The organism is Actinotalea lenta, from assembly GCF_030586465.1.
In the GTDB taxonomy this organism is placed as follows: domain Bacteria; phylum Actinomycetota; class Actinomycetes; order Actinomycetales; family Cellulomonadaceae; genus Actinotalea; species Actinotalea lenta.
This window is the reverse complement of sequence record NZ_JAUQYP010000001.1, coordinates 1,379,006-1,392,669: the sequence shown is the minus strand read 5'-3', so window position 1 is coordinate 1,392,669 and position 13,664 is coordinate 1,379,006. Positions and strand designations below refer to the sequence as shown.

The following is a 13,664-nucleotide window of genomic DNA, read 5'->3' as shown; positions in this document are numbered from 1 at the left end:
CGCGCGGAACACCGGGCACCACCCACGACGTTGACGCGTGCGAACGCCTGGGGCGACACCCGCCCCGCCCCGACGGAGGTGAGCATGTTCACGCGAACGAGCCCGACGATGGTCTCCCCGCAGGCGGCGCTGCGCGGCCGGGACAGCTACGCCTACAGCGTGCCGGAGACGCACGCCGTGCTCGGGACCCCGCTGCGCGGCCCGTGGCCCGAGGGCACCGCCGTGGTGTATCTGGCGCTGGGCTGCTTCTGGGGCGCGGAGAAGGCGCTGTGGCAGCTGCCGGGGGTCGTCACCACGGCGGCCGGGTACATGGGTGGGTACACCCCCCACCCCACGTACGAGGAGACCTGCACGGGCATGACGGGGCACACCGAGACCGTGCTGGTCGCCTACGACCCGGACGTGCTGTCGCACACCGACCTGCTGCGGACCTTCTGGCAGCTGCACGACCCGACGCAGGGCTTCCGGCAGGGCAACGATCGTGGCACGCAGTACCGCTCGGCGATCTTCACCACGACCGACGAGCAGCACGAGGCTGCGCTGGCCACCCGCGACGCCTACGCCCCGCAGCTCGCCGCGCACGGCTACGGAGCGATCACCACCGAGATCCGTGGCGTCCGGGGCCGCGACGGGGCGCCCGGCGCCGGCGAGTTCTTCTACGCCGAGGACTACCACCAGCAGTACCTGCACAAGGTCCCGCACGGCTACTGCCCCGTGCACTCCACCGGGGTCGCCTGCCCGATCCCGTCCTGAGCGGCGCGCCGGCCCCCGCGGCGAAGGTGGGCCGGTGCGACCGGGGTCTGGGTCCGTCATCCGAAGGTCGTACGCGGCCACACCCTCAAGATCGGTCTTGCGGGGGTCTCGGCACGGGTGGGCCGATCCGTAGGTTCGTCTCGTCACACCGACGAGGAGGAACCATGATCGAGGCGACGGGCCTGACCAAGCGGTACGGCCCCACGACGGCGGTCGACCACATGTCGTTCACCGTTCAGCCCGGCCGGGTCACGGGCTTCCTGGGCCCGAACGGCGCCGGGAAGTCCACGACGATGCGCATGATCGTCGGGCTGGACCGCCCGACGCACGGCACCGTGACCGTCAACGGCCACCGGTACGCCGAGCACCGCGCACCGCTGCACGAGGTGGGGGCCCTGCTGGACGCCAAGGCCGTGCACACCGGCCGCAGCGCCCGCAACCACCTGCGCGCGATGGCCGCGACGCACGGGATCAGCACGAAGCGTGTCGACGAGGTCATCGAGATGACCGGGCTCGGCTCGGTCGCCGACAAGCGCGTCGGCGGCTTCTCGCTGGGCATGGGCCAGCGCCTGGGCATCGCCTCGGCGATGCTGGGCGACCCGCAGACCCTGATTCTCGACGAGCCGGTCAACGGACTGGACCCCGAGGGCGTGCTGTGGGTGCGCAACCTGACCAAGTACCTCGCGGGCCAGGGCCGCACGGTGTTCCTGTCCTCGCACCTGATGAGCGAGATGGCGCTCACCGCGGACCACATCATCGTCGTCGGGCGCGGCCGGGTCCTGGCCGACGCCCCGGTCGCCGACGTGGTCGCGGGTGCGCAGGGCTCGTCGGTCCGGGTGCGCAGCCCGCAGGCCGGCCGGCTCGAGGAGCTGCTGCGCCGGGCCGGCGCGGGCGTCACGACGACCGAGCCCGGGCTGCTCGAGGTCACCGGGAGCTCCGCCGAGCAGATCGGAGACACCGCAGCGGCGGCCGGCCTGCCGCTGCACGAGCTCACGCCCGTGAGCAGCTCGCTGGAGGACGCCTACCTCCAGCTGACCGCCGACGAGGTGGAGTACCACTCGTCGACCCTTGACCCGACCCTTTCCGGCGCCGACGCGCCGACGACCGAGAGCGCGCTGCGATGACCGCCACGACCCTGTCCATTCCCGCCCGCACCACACGTCCCGCCGGCCGGGTCACCTTCCCCCGCGCCGTCCTCGCGGAGTGGATCAAGTTCCGCACCGTGCGCTCCACCGTCTGGACCCTGGTCGCCACCGTGGTCGTCATGGTGGGCATCAGCGTGCTGGCCGCGTGGGGCACCACCACGAACGCGGTGGACGCCGGTTCGGGCTCGATGAACATCGCCCAGCTGCTCAGCGCGGGCTATCAGCTCGCCCAGCTCGCCGTGGCGGTGCTCGGCGTGCTGACCGTCACCGGGGAGTACTCCACGGGCATGATCCGCTCGACCCTCGCCGCCGTGCCGCGTCGGACCCCGGTGCTGGCCGCCAAGGCGCTGGTGCTCGCCGTCGTCGTCCTGGTGGTCTCGGTGGTCTCGATGGGCCTGTCCTACCTGGCCACGATGCCCTGGCACGACCAGCTGCACGCGACGTTCGACCTGACCGACCCGGTGACGGTGCGGATGACCGTGGGCCTTCCGCTGTACCTCATGGCGATCTCACTGTTCGCGTTCGCGGTCGGCGCGTTGTTGCGGCACAGCGCGGGCGCACTGACGGCGGTCATCGCGCTGCTGCTGGTGGTCGAGAACGTCCTGATGCTCATCCCGCTGCGGTTCGTCGAGCTGATGAGCCCGTTCCTGCCCTCGACCGCGGGTCGGCGGGTGCTGTTCGACGCCGAGACGCTCAGCGCGACCGACGCCATGACGAACGGTGCCCACCTGACCCCCTGGGAGGGTTACGGCGTCCTGCTGGCCTGGGTCCTGGTGCTGGTGACCACCGCGGGGTGGCTGCTGCGCCGCCGGGACGCCTGACCGCACCGCCGGAACCTGCCAGAGTGTGATCGTGACCGAGACCGGGCCCTTCACGGAGCTGAACTCGCGCCGGCTGGGCCCGGTCCGGCGCTTCTTCATCCGCCACCCCCGTGTGATGGACGCCCTGGTGTCCGTCGTCGCGGGGGTGGCGGCCGCCACCTCGGACGCGTCCCGGTCCCGGGGTTTCGTGGTGGGCAGCGTCTTCGGCCTCGTCGCCGCCGTCGTGCTGTGGTGGCGCCGGGAGCACCCCGTCCCGGTCACCGCCCTCCTCGTCGCGCTCGTGATCGCCTCGGAGGCCGCCACGGGCACCGCGAGCGGTCTCGAGCTGGCCGTGGCGTTCGGGCTCTACGCCGTGGTGGTCTCGCACCCACCGGCCTTCGCGTGGTCGGTGGCCGGCGCCGTCGCCGCGACCATGGCCGTGGCCCTGTGGATCTGGGAGGAGCCCAGTCCCGACCCCCTCCAGCGCCAGGCGGACGGCACGGTGGTCCTCACCGACGACCGGCTCGGCAGCCTCGTCGGGGTCGTCATGCTGACCCTGCTCGCCGTGGCCATCGGAACGAGCGTGCGCAACACCCGCCAGCACCTGGCCGACCTCGTGGAGCGGGCCAACGCACTGGCGCGGGACCGCGACCGGCAGGCCGAGCTCGCCCGGGCCACCGAGCGCAGCCGGATCGCCCGGGAGATGCACGACGTCGTCGCACACAGCCTCTCGGTGATGATCACGCTGGCGGACGGGGCCGGAGCAGCGCTGGACCGGGCACCGGAGCGGTCCCGGGCGGCGCTGGCCGAGCTGTCCTCGACGGGGCGCAGCGCGCTGGCCGACATGCGACGCGTGCTCGGGGCGCTGGCCGAGGACGGTGCCCCGATGGAACCCACCGGTCACGGGGAGGACCTGGGCGCCCTCGTCGAGCGGTTCCGTACCGCCGGCCTGCCCGTGCACGCCGACGGGCTCGGGCTCGCACCGCCCACCGACACCGGTCTGCGCCTCGCGCTGTACCGGGTCGTGCAGGAGGCACTGACGAACGTGCTGCGGCACGCCCCGGGCACTGCCCGGGTCGACCTGACCGTGCGGCACCACCCGGAGTCCTGGGAGGTCGAGGTCCGCGACCACGGCGGCGTCGTGCCTGTCACCGACGCCGGCGGCGCGGGCCTCGGGCTCATCGGCATGCGCGAGCGGGCCGAGGTGCTGGGGGGAGCCGTCGAGGCGGGGCCGTGGGAGCACGGCTGGCGGGTCCACGTGACGATCCCGGAGGCGAGATGACCACGCGCGTGCTGCTGGTGGACGACCAGGCGCTCATGCGGATGGGGTTCGCGATGGTGCTCGACGCGCAGGACGACCTCGAGGTGGTGGGCGAGGCGGCCGACGGTGCCACCGCCCTGGCTCAGGTCGTGGCGCTGCGCCCGGACGTCGTGCTGATGGACGTGCGGATGCCCGGGATGAACGGCATCGAGGCGACCGCTCGGATCACCGCCGAGCACCCTGAGGTCCGCGTCCTGGTGCTCACGACGTTCGACCTGGACGAGTACGCGTTCGGGGCGCTGCGCGCCGGAGCGAGCGGATTCCTGCTCAAGGACGCCGAGCCGGGCGCCCTGGCCGAGGCGATCCGCACGGTCGCCTCGGGTGAGGCCGTCGTGGCGCCGCGCGTGACCCGACGGATGCTCGAGCTGTTCGCGCCCCACCTGCCGGTGCGCGCCGAGGCCGGCGACGCCGGGACGGACCCGCGGCTGGCGGACCTGACCCCGCGCGAGGTCGAGGTGCTGCGTGCGGTGGCCCGCGGCCTGTCGAACGCCGAGATCGCCACGGAGCTCGTGCTCTCCGAGGCCACCGTCAAGACGCACGTCGGCCGGGTGCTGGCCAAGCTGGGCGTGCGCGACCGGGTCCAGGCGGTGATCGTCGCCTACGAGACCGGCCTCGCCGACCGGTGAGGATGGGCGAGGCCGGCCGGGGGCTCAGCGTCGGCGGGTGGCGTGGATGTCGACGACGAACACCAGGGTGTCCCCGCCGCGGATGCCCGCCTGGGGCACGCCGGTCGGCCCGTAGCCGAGGTGCGACGGGATCGACAGGAGCACGCGCGAGCCCACCTGCTTGCCCACCAGGCCGTCGTCCCAACCGCCGATGACGGCGCCGACGCCGATCGGGAAGGAGATCGAGGAGCCGCGGTCGTAGCTGTTGTCGAACATCGCGCCGGACCACACCTGGCCGTAGTAGTCGACCTCGATCTCGTCGCCGGCGGCGACCGTGTCCCCGGCTCCCTGGACGAGGACCTGGACCTCGAGGTCCTCCGGGGCGGGCGCGTCGGGGAAGGTCAGCACGGGCTTGTCCCCGAACCCTCCGGTGGCGCTGGGCAGTGTCGTCACGACCGTCTCCTGTCTGTTGGGTCCGGCCATCCTCGCACGAGGGTTGACGGCCTTGGCTAATAGCATTAGCTTTCTCGCATGACGACGACCCAGGAGACCACCATGCAGATGCTCTCGCGGCCGGACGGCCGGATCGCCTTCACCGACGCCGGCAGCGGTCCCCTGCTGGTCCTCGTCCCCGGGATGGGCGACACCGCCGGTACCTGGCGCGACGTCGTCCCGTCCCTCGTCGACGCCGGGTTCCGCGTGGTCACCTGCGACCTGCGTGGGCACGGCGCCTCCGACACGGGCTTCGCCGAGCACGGTGACGACGCGACCGGCGCCGACGTGCTCGCACTGGTCGAGCACCTGGACGCGGGCCCCGCGGTGCTGGTGGGCAACTCGATGGGGGGATCGGCAGTCGCGTGGGCCGCGGCGCAGCGGCCCGACCTGGTGGCCGGCCTGGTGCTGGTGTCCCCCTTCCTGGACGAGGCGCCCGGCTCGACCGCCGTGAAGGCCGCCACCCGGCTCGCGTTCCGTGCGCTGTTCGCCGGGCCGTGGGGGCCGTGGGTGTGGGCGCGCTACTACGCGGGCCCGCTGACCAGGGGGCGGCACGCCGCGTGGCAGACCGAGCACGTCGCGACCCTCGAGGCCGACCTGCGCCGCCCGGGCCGGCTGCGGGAGTTCCGCCGCCTGGTCACCCAGCTCGACCACTCGCTGGTCGGGGCCGTGGTGGACCGCGTGCAGGCGCCGGCCGTCGTGCTCGTGGGCGCGAACGACCCCGACTACCGCGACCCCGCCGCCGAGCTCGCCGCGATGGGCGAGCGCCTGCGCGCCCGCACCGTTCTGGTCCCCGACGCCGCGCACTACCCGCAGCACCAGGCTCCAGAGGTCTTTCTCGAGGCGACGAGCGCGTTGCTGGCCACCCTCCCCCGGGACGGCGAGCGGTGGGTGGTGGCAGGTGCCTAGGGCGGGACTCACCCCCGAACGCGTGGTGGACCTCGCGCTCGGCGTGCTCGACGACGACGGGTGGGACGGCATGACCCTGGCCGCCGTGGCCGGCCGCGCCGGCGTGGCGGTACCGAGCCTGTACAAGCACGTGCGCGGCCTGCCCGACCTGCGGCGGCGGGTGGCCCTGGTCTGCGTGCGGGAGTTCGACGCAAGGCTGCGGGCCGCGGCGGGTCGGAGCAGCCGGGAGCCGGGCGACGCGGTCCGTGCCATGGCGGTGACGGTGCGCGCCTACGGCATCGACCACCCGGGACGCTACGCGGCGGTGCAGGGGGGCGACTGGGCGCACGACCCGGACGCCATCGAGCTCGAGGCCGCGAGCGCGGCGGCCGTGGGGACCATCGCCGAGAGCCTGGCGGCCCTGGACCTCCCGGCGGACCGGACGACCGACGCGATCCGTGCCGTGCGAGCCCTCGTGCACGGCTTCGTGACGCTGCAGCAGTCCGGCGGCTTCGGCATGCCCGACGACGTGGAGATGAGCTTCACGCGGGCGGTCGACGCGCTGGTCGCGGGGCTCGCCGCGGGCGAGGCGACGCGGCATCGGCCCGGGCGTGCCGAGGGCCGGCCACCTGGCGGTGACCGGCCCTCGGGGCAGCCCTAGTTGCGGTTGAAGATCGCCAGGATCCGCAGGATCTCCAGGTACAGCCAGACCAGCGTGACGATCAGGCCGAACGCGGCGGACCACGCGTACCGGGCCGGCGCGCCGCGCTGCACGCCACGCTTGATGTTGTCGAAGTCGACGATGAGCATGGCCGCGGCCAGGCCCACGGCGAACAGGCCGACGAGCAGCCCCATGCCACCCTCGCGCAGCGGCCCGAACCCGGAGCTGGGCATGAAGAACGACAGCACGATGTTGAGCACCGAGAACGCCAGGTAGCCGACCATGGCGATCATCAGCCAGCGCGTGAACTTCGGGGTCACGCGCACCTTGCCGGAGCTGTACAGCGCGAGCGCGGCGCCGAACGTCGCGAACGTTCCGAGCACGGCCTGCAGCACGATCGGCTGGACAGCCGTGCCGTTGAACGTCATCGACTGGAACAGGTAGCTGATCCCGCCCAGGAACACACCCTCAGCGACCGTGTAGGCCACGATGAGCGCAGGGCTGGGCTCGCGCTTGAAGGCGTTGACCAGGCCGAGCACGAGGCCGGCGATCATCCCGACCCAGAACAGTCCGGGAGCCAGGTACCAGGTCGCCGCGGCCACCGCGACCAGCAGCGCCAGGAGCCCGCCGGTCTTGACGATGACGTCGTCGTAGGTGAGGCGCGCCGTGTCGCGGGTCGTCGCCGACGGCGCGCCGTACATCTGCTCGAGGGTTGCGGCGTCCATGCCGGCCTGCGCGGTCGCGCCGGTCTGCGCAGCGCGCGGTCCGCCGTAGGCAGCGGTGCCGGCACGTCCGCGGCGCGGCTCGCCGAAGATCTCGCTGGAGCTGAACACGGGGTTGGCCACTGGGGTCTCCTCCTCCGGGACAGGTCTGGTCCTGCCCCACATCCTGCCGGGTCAACGCCGGAGGCGCGCAGTTCGTTCCCACCGTCGCCGACGCCCGGCCTGGTCAGTCGGGCCAGCTGCCGCGCACATCGCGCAGCACCGACCTCGACGCCCGGTAGGCGGCGTCGTCGGAGCGCTCGGCGCGCTCGTGGACCACGCCCAACGGGAACGTGCTGGGCCCGTCCTGCCTCGCCTGCCGGGCGAGCTCGCGCAGCCTGGCGCGCGCCACGACATCGTCCTGGTGGGCGCCGAGCAGGTCCTGGAGGCGCTCCATGCGCTCGGCGAACCGGGAGGCCTTGCCGCCGACACGGGGTGCGACCGCCTCGGCGGCGTACCGGGCGCGCTTGGCCGCCTTGCGGACCTCGTGCAGCGCCGGGGGCAGGTCGGCGGTGCCCCGGACCCGCTTGGCATCCCGCAGGGCGCGCCGCACGCGACGCAGGTCGTGGCGCACCGAGCGCCGCTTGCCGCGCGGGTCCTTGCCCGGCGCACTGCGGGCCGGCAGCCGCTCCCCCGCCACGAGCGCCTCGAGTGCCGCGAGCAGCTCGACGTAGCGGTCCGAGTCGAGCGTGGCGAGCAGGTCGCCCCGGGCCGCGGACCACGCGTCGTCGAGCCGCTGCGCCACCCACTGCGCGGTCTCGGCGTCTCCGGCGGGCTCGGGCACGTCGGCAAGCTCGGCGGTGAGCCGGGCGCCCAGGACCTCGGCGTCCCGCGCGGCCCCGAGCACCGTGCCGAGGTGCTTGAGCTTGTCGCGGAGCTCGGTCTGCGCCGGGTCGAGCCGGCGTCGGTGGGTGGCCAGCGTGCTGCGCAGCCGTCGGGTGGCCACCCGCATGTCGTGCACGCCGTCGGCCGTGCCCATCCGGACCCGCACGTCGTTGTCGACCAGCGCGTCCACCTGGGCGCGCAGGTACGCCAGCACCAGCCCGTCGACCGACCCGGGAGAGGCCACGTCGGCCCGTGCGGCGCCCGGGCGCCCCAGGGCCCGGCCGAGCTTGGAGGGACCTGCCGCGCGGGTCGCCCCGGCGTCCAGCAGCACCTGCACGGCCGCCTCGAGCAGCGCCACGTCGCCGTCGACGAGCTCGACCTCGACCTCCCGCCAGCGGTGGGGCTCGCCGCCCGGTGGGGTCGCGGTGACCTCGTCGAGCACGACCTCGGCGAGGACGGTGCCGTCCGGGGCGTGCAGGTGCTGGGCGCGGCGCCGGGTGGCGAGCTCCATCACCGGGGTCAGGTCGGCCCCGCGCGTGCGGGACCGGGTCAGCGCCACGAGGTCCTCGGGGACCGCCCGCGGGGGGCGGCGGTGGTCGTGCCGCACCTCCAGGCGGTCGCCGCCCGGCGTGGTGCCCCTCGGCAGCTTGAGGTGCCAGCCCGGGTCCGTGCCGCCGGTGCGTCGGCGCAGCGTCGCCCGGCCGGCCAGCAACCGGTGGTCGGCCGTGTCGTGGTACGTCGCGAGCAGGGAGTGCTCGCCGGCGTCGGACACCCGGTCCACACCGGGCACGGCCACCAGGTCAGGGAGCTCCCAGCCGTCGGGGATGTCGAGCTTGACCTCGCGTTCCACCGCGGTGGTGGTCATCGTCCTGCCTTCCCTCGTTCGGCCAGCGCTCCCAGCACCGATCGTGCCGCATGCGCTCCGGACATGCCGTGGACTCCCGGCCCCGGTGGCGCAGATGCCGAGCAGAGCCAGACGTCCGGGCCCACCCGGTACGGGTCCCAGCCCGGGACCGGTCCGACCAGCATGCGCAGCAGCGACGTCGACCCGCCGGTGATGTCCCCGCCCACCTGGTTGGCGTCGACCAGGTGCCGCCGCGAAGCAGGTGTGCAGCGCGCGTCGACCACGAGGTCGCGCACGCCCGGGGCGTACTGCTCCAGGTGTGCGAGCACGGTCGCCGTGAGGTCCGCGCGGGAGCCCGTGGGCACGTGCGCGTAGCTCCACACGGGTCGAAGCCCGCCGCGCGCACGGGCTGCGTCCAGCGCCGCCGGGTCGCTGACCAGGGTGAACGGCCGGTGTGCGTGGCGACCCGCCGTGATCTGCGCCTCTGCCCGGACGACCTGCGCGCGCGTCCCGCCCAGGTGCACCGTCGAGGCGAGACCCACCTCGGGCACGGTCCACGGGATCGGTCCACTCAGCACGAGGTCCACCTTGGCGACGCCTGGGCCGGGACGCCGCCGGGTCAGGGCGCGCCGGGCCCTGGGGGCGAGCCGGTCGCCCGCGACCTGAGCGACCGTGCCGGGCGCCGTGTCGAACATCGTGACGTGTGCGGGCGGTAGGTCGCCGGGGACGCGGACGGGACGCCCCGTGACGACCCGACCGCCCAGGTCGGCGAGCTCGGCCAGGAGCGCGTCGGACACCGCCGCCGAGCCGCCGCGCGGCACCGGCCAGCCGAGCCCGGCGTGTGCGAGCGCGGCGAGCAGCACCCCCGTCCCGGCCCCGACCAGGGAGGGCAATCTGGTCATCGAGTGCGCGGCCGCTCCGGTCAGCAGCGCCCGCGCGACGTCGCCGCGCAACGGCCGCCGCCACAGGGGCGTGCCCTGCTGGACGATCCGGGCCGCGAGCCGGGCCGCGGTGGGCAGACCCGGGCCGAGCACGTCCCGCGGCACGTGCCGGTGGTCGCCGAGGGTCAGCTCGACCAGGCGCTGCACGTCGGCCGCGAGCGGTCCCACCAGCTCGCGCCATGCGTCGCCGTCGGCGCCGAGCCCCGCGACCGTCCGGTCCAGGTCGTGCCAGGCCAGACCCGCGCGCCCACCCGGCAGCGGGTGTGCGTACGCGACCTGCGGCACGACGAGCTCGACGCCGCGCCGGGCCAGGATCGGCGCGAGCACCGGGGACGCCCAGGCCATCGGGTGCACGGCCGAGCACACGTCGTGCAGCAGACCACCGGCCAGGCCCAGGTCGAGCGTGCGTGCACCGCCACCCGCGACGGGCTGCTCCTCGAGCACGAGCACGTCCAGACCTGCTCGCGCCAGCGTGATGGCGGCCACCAGACCGTTGGGCCCGGAGCCCACCACGACGACGTCGAGGCGCGTCACGATGCGTCGTCGGTCGCCATGCCTGCCTCCTCCCGACCCCCTGTCTCAAGGCGGGGGTAGACCGCGGCAGGTCGCCGCCCCGTCTCCGCCGAGGCTTGCGCGGTGGATGGGTGTGCCCCCGGCAGGGCTCGAACCTGCACTGGACCGGGTTTAAGCCGGTTGCCTCTGCCGATTGGGCTACGGGGGCCCGCACCGGTCATCCTGCCAGCGGCCGCCCCCTCAGTCCTCGGACGAGGACTCCTGCGCGTGCGTGGCGCCGATGTGCGGGTCCGTCGACCCCTGCGCACCGTCCTTGGACCTGCCGCTGCGTGGCGGCACGGCCGCGGCCCGGAACTCCGCGCGCGGGTCGTGCAGCGTGCCCAGCGCCACCACCTCGCGGCGGAAGAGCAGCGTCGCGGTCCAGCCCGAGGCGATCCGGAACTTCCGGTTGAGCGTCGGCATCGCGTACAGGTGGTAGGTGCGGTGCAGGACCCAGGCGAGCAGGCCGCGCACCTTGAACCGGCCGAACATCTGGGCCACGCCCTGGTGCATGCCCAGGGAGGCGACCGTGCCGACGTTCCGGTGCCGGTACGCCTCGGGCTCGGCCGAGCGCAGGTGCCGGGCGATGTTCTCCCCCAGCAGCTTCGCCTCCCGCAACGCGTGCTGGGCGTTGGGAGGGCAGAAGCTGCCCGGGTTGAGCAGGTCGGGGACGGCCGCGCAGTCGCCGGCGGCCCACGCGCCGTCGACGACCCCACCGTCCTCGTCGACCACCTGGAGGGTCGCCGCGCAGCGCACGCGGCCCATCTGGTCGAGCGGCAGGTCCGAGTGGCTCAGGACGGGGTTCGCCTTGACGCCGGCGGTCCACACGATCGTCTCGGAGTCGTACTCCGTCCCGTCGGAGAGCACCACGTGCCGGTCGACGCAGGAGTTCAGGAACGTCGACAGGTGGATGTGGATGTTCCGCTTGCGAAGCTGGTCCAGGGTGTAGCCACCCAGCTCCTCGCTGACCTCCGGGAGGATCCGCGGCGTGGCCTCCACGAGCACGAAGTTGAGCTCGTCAGGGGAGACCGAGTCGTAGTTCGCCGCAGCGTCCCGAGCCATGTCCTCGAGCTCGGCGAGCGCCTCGATCCCCGCGAAGCCGCCGCCGACGAACGTGAACGTCAGCATGCGCCGACGCAGGTCCGGGTCCCACGTGGAGGCGGCCATGTCGATCCGGCCGAGCACGTGGTTGCGCAGCGCGATGGCCTCCTCGACGTTCTTGAAGCCGACCCCCACCTCCGCCAGGCCGGGGATCGGCAGCGTGCGCGCCACGGCCCCGAGCCCGACGACCAGGTGGTCGTAGGTGACCCAGTACGGGTCACCCTCGTCCGGGGTGATCTCGACCCGGCGCGCGGCGTGCTCGATGCGGGACACCTTGCCCTGCAGCGAGTCGATGCCTGGCAGCGCGAACCGGTGCGGCGCAACCGCGTGCCGCGGGTCGATCGACCCTGCGGCGACCTCGGGCAGGAACGGCGCGTAGGTCATGTACGGCCGCGGGTCGACCACCACGATCGCCGCCTCGCGCCTTCCGAGCCGCCGGCGCAACCGGCGCGCGGTGTACAGGCCGACGGTCCCCCCACCCAGGATCAGGACCCTGGGCACCTTGCGAGGCTTGGTCGGCGGGCGCGGGCTCTCGGGCTGCTCGGACATGCGTTCACGGTAGGCGGCAGCCGGGGTGAGCACCACGGGGGGAGCACGCGGACGTCGGCTGATCGCCGCGCGGCGGGCCGCTCAGGGGCGCCCGTCCGCGCCGGCGAGCCGCGCCGCGAGCGCGATCGCCTCGTCGAGCATCGCCTGCGTGAGGCGACCTGTCTGGGTGTTCTGCTGGGACACGTGATAGCTGCCGACGAGCGCCACGACGGTCCCGTCGGGCCGGGAGAGGGCGGCCTGGGAGCCGTGACCGAACCGGGGTGCGGGCCGGGGAACGCTCCAGCCGGTGTCGCGCGCGGCTCCGAGCGCTGCGGACCAACCGATCGCGCCCAGCGCGAGGACGGCTCGCACGTCCGGCAGCATGGCGAGCTCGCGGCGCAGCCAGGGTGCGCAGGTGTGCCGCTCGGCCGTGGTCGGCTTGTTCTCCGGCGGCACGCAGCGCACGGGTGCCACCATGCGCGCGCCCACGAGCGTCAGGCCGTCGGCGGCGTCGGTGCTGGTGGGCCGGCTCGCGAGGCCGGCTCGGTGCAGCGCGGCGACGATCCAGTCACCGGACCGGTCGCCGGTGAACAGCCGACCGGTGCGGTTGGCGCCGTGGGCTCCCGGCGCCAGACCCACGACGAGCAGCCACGCGCCCGGGTCCCCGAACGACGGCACGGGCCGCCCCCAGTACGGCTCGTCGGCGTACGCCCGACGCTTCGTGGCAGCGACCGCCTCACGCCAGTCGACGAGCCGCGGGCACGCGCGGCACACGCTCGACGCGGCCTGCAGGACGTCCAGGTCCGTGGCCGCACCCGCGAGCGCGGCGACCTCGGCGGGGGACGTGGCGACCGGTGTCGCGCGCGACGCGGGGTCGGCGGGCCAGCCGGTGCCGGGCGGGACCGGGGAGCGGTGCGGGACGCCGGTCCGCGGATGCGGCAGCTCAGCTGGCACGGTCAGTAGTGCTCCTCGGGGTCGTCCATCCGGATCGCGAGCACGGCCGGGACCTTGCCGGTGGCCAGCGCCCGTAGCACCTCCAGCTCGTGGGGGACCACCGGCTCGGGGAGCTCGTCGAGGCTGAACCACCGCATGTCCGCCGTGCGGTGCGGCTCGCGCACCCCGGGCTCGCCCGACCAGGTGTGCGCGGCGAAGAAGAAGTCGACCCGTTGCTCGATCGGCGGCCCGTCGACCTCGAACCGGTGCACCGTGGTCAACGGCTCGAGATCCTCGACGGTGACCGTCACGCCGGCCTCCTCGGCGGCCTCGCGGACCGCAGCGTCGAGGACCGACTCGTCGCGCTCCACGTGCCCGGCGAGCAGCGCCCAGTGCCCGTCGCGGTACCCGGTGCCCTGCCGCAGCTGGAGCAGCACCTCGTCTCCGCGTCGCAGGACCAGGTAGGCGGCGGCCACCAGCCGCGTCCGGGACTCGAGCACCCCTCGACCCTAAC

Annotated in this window: 14 protein-coding genes and 1 tRNA gene; 7 read left to right on the top strand and 8 right to left on the bottom strand. The window is 74.2% G+C overall.

Features of this window, described 5'->3' with window-relative positions; all coding sequences use genetic code 11:
- The first annotated feature begins 84 nt into the window (after window positions 1-84).
- The 5 genes from msrA (at window position 85) to Q6348_RS06465 (ending at window position 4,645) form a co-directional block, all read left to right on the top strand.
- Window positions 85-753 (top strand): peptide-methionine (S)-S-oxide reductase MsrA, encoded by a 669-nt coding sequence (gene msrA, locus Q6348_RS06485; RefSeq protein ID WP_304600483.1) that lies wholly within the window; start codon window positions 85-87, stop codon window positions 751-753.
- Between the two features lie 164 nt (window positions 754-917).
- Entirely contained in the window at window positions 918-1,877 is a 960-nt protein-coding gene (locus Q6348_RS06480) for an ABC transporter ATP-binding protein (protein WP_304600482.1), read from the top strand.
- Window positions 1,874-2,719, top strand: coding sequence for an ABC transporter permease subunit (locus Q6348_RS06475; protein ID WP_304600481.1), 846 nt, complete (start codon window positions 1,874-1,876; stop codon window positions 2,717-2,719). Before Q6348_RS06480 ends, Q6348_RS06475 begins: the two co-directional genes overlap by 4 nt.
- Before the next feature lie 31 nt (window positions 2,720-2,750).
- Window positions 2,751-3,980 (top strand): sensor histidine kinase, encoded by a 1,230-nt coding sequence (locus Q6348_RS06470; protein ID WP_304600480.1) that lies wholly within the window; start codon window positions 2,751-2,753, stop codon window positions 3,978-3,980.
- Window positions 3,977-4,645, top strand: a complete 669-nt coding sequence (locus Q6348_RS06465; RefSeq protein WP_304600479.1) for a response regulator — start codon at window positions 3,977-3,979, stop codon at window positions 4,643-4,645. Before Q6348_RS06470 ends, Q6348_RS06465 begins: the two co-directional genes overlap by 4 nt.
- A 24-nt stretch (window positions 4,646-4,669) precedes the next feature.
- Here the strand turns inward: Q6348_RS06465 and Q6348_RS06460 are convergent, their stop codons facing one another.
- Entirely contained in the window at window positions 4,670-5,107 is a 438-nt protein-coding gene (locus Q6348_RS06460; protein ID WP_434062000.1) for an FKBP-type peptidyl-prolyl cis-trans isomerase, read from the bottom strand.
- 48 nt (window positions 5,108-5,155) lie between these two features.
- Between Q6348_RS06460 and Q6348_RS06455 the strand changes: the two genes are divergently transcribed.
- Together Q6348_RS06455 and Q6348_RS06450 are read left to right on the top strand one after the other, a co-directional pair.
- The gene (locus tag Q6348_RS06455) at window positions 5,156-6,025 is read left to right on the top strand and encodes an alpha/beta fold hydrolase (protein WP_304600477.1); all 870 of its coding nucleotides are present in this window, start codon (window positions 5,156-5,158) and stop codon (window positions 6,023-6,025) included.
- Window positions 6,018-6,665 carry a TetR/AcrR family transcriptional regulator gene (locus Q6348_RS06450; RefSeq protein WP_304600476.1) on the top strand — a complete coding sequence of 216 codons (648 nt, stop codon included), beginning with the start codon at window positions 6,018-6,020 and terminating at the stop codon, window positions 6,663-6,665. The genes Q6348_RS06455 and Q6348_RS06450 overlap by 8 nt, the downstream gene beginning before the upstream one ends.
- Here the strand turns inward: Q6348_RS06450 and Q6348_RS06445 are convergent.
- The 7 genes from Q6348_RS06445 to Q6348_RS06415 all read right to left on the bottom strand — a co-directional run bounded on the left by Q6348_RS06445 (window position 6,662) and on the right by Q6348_RS06415 (window position 13,650).
- Window positions 6,662-7,510 (bottom strand): Bax inhibitor-1/YccA family protein, encoded by an 849-nt coding sequence (locus tag Q6348_RS06445; protein ID WP_304600475.1) that lies wholly within the window; start codon window positions 7,508-7,510, stop codon window positions 6,662-6,664. The two genes, Q6348_RS06450 and Q6348_RS06445, sit on opposite strands and share 4 nt — an antisense overlap.
- A gap of 103 nt (window positions 7,511-7,613) precedes the next feature.
- A complete protein-coding gene (locus tag Q6348_RS06440) occupies window positions 7,614-9,116 on the bottom strand; it encodes a CYTH and CHAD domain-containing protein (RefSeq protein WP_304600474.1) in 1,503 nt (500 codons plus the stop codon).
- Window positions 9,113-10,570 (bottom strand): phytoene desaturase family protein, encoded by a 1,458-nt coding sequence (locus tag Q6348_RS06435; RefSeq protein ID WP_350339646.1) that lies wholly within the window; start codon window positions 10,568-10,570, stop codon window positions 9,113-9,115. Before Q6348_RS06435 ends, Q6348_RS06440 begins: the two co-directional genes overlap by 4 nt.
- A 113-nt stretch (window positions 10,571-10,683) precedes the next feature.
- A tRNA-Leu gene (locus Q6348_RS06430) sits at window positions 10,684-10,757 on the bottom strand.
- Between the two features lie 32 nt (window positions 10,758-10,789).
- On the bottom strand, window positions 10,790-12,238 hold the full coding sequence (locus tag Q6348_RS06425) for an NAD(P)/FAD-dependent oxidoreductase (protein WP_304600473.1): 1,449 nt from the start codon (window positions 12,236-12,238) through the stop codon (window positions 10,790-10,792).
- 81 nt (window positions 12,239-12,319) lie between these two features.
- The gene (locus Q6348_RS06420; RefSeq protein WP_304600472.1) at window positions 12,320-13,171 is read right to left on the bottom strand and encodes a uracil-DNA glycosylase; all 852 of its coding nucleotides are present in this window, start codon (window positions 13,169-13,171) and stop codon (window positions 12,320-12,322) included.
- Window positions 13,172-13,173: 2 nt separating this feature from the next.
- Window positions 13,174-13,650: an NUDIX domain-containing protein gene (locus tag Q6348_RS06415; protein WP_304600471.1), complete on the bottom strand. Its 477-nt coding sequence runs from the start codon at window positions 13,648-13,650 to the stop codon at window positions 13,174-13,176.
- Window positions 13,651-13,664 lie beyond the last annotated feature (14 nt).

Coding starts and splice junctions, on each gene's coding strand:
- Q6348_RS06465 (WP_304600479.1), top strand. CDS start 3,977: ATGACCACGCGCGTGCTGCTGGTGGACGACCAGGCGCTCATGCGGATG.
- Q6348_RS06455 (WP_304600477.1), top strand. CDS start 5,156: ATGACGACGACCCAGGAGACCACCATGCAGATGCTCTCGCGGCCGGAC.
- Q6348_RS06440 (WP_304600474.1), bottom strand. CDS start 9,116: ATGACCACCACCGCGGTGGAACGCGAGGTCAAGCTCGACATCCCCGAC.
- Q6348_RS06475 (WP_304600481.1), top strand. CDS start 1,874: ATGACCGCCACGACCCTGTCCATTCCCGCCCGCACCACACGTCCCGCC.
- msrA (WP_304600483.1), top strand. CDS start 85: ATGTTCACGCGAACGAGCCCGACGATGGTCTCCCCGCAGGCGGCGCTG.
- Q6348_RS06425 (WP_304600473.1), bottom strand. CDS start 12,238: ATGTCCGAGCAGCCCGAGAGCCCGCGCCCGCCGACCAAGCCTCGCAAG.
- Q6348_RS06480 (WP_304600482.1), top strand. CDS start 918: ATGATCGAGGCGACGGGCCTGACCAAGCGGTACGGCCCCACGACGGCG.
- Q6348_RS06460 (WP_434062000.1), bottom strand. CDS start 5,107: ATGGCCGGACCCAACAGACAGGAGACGGTCGTGACGACACTGCCCAGC.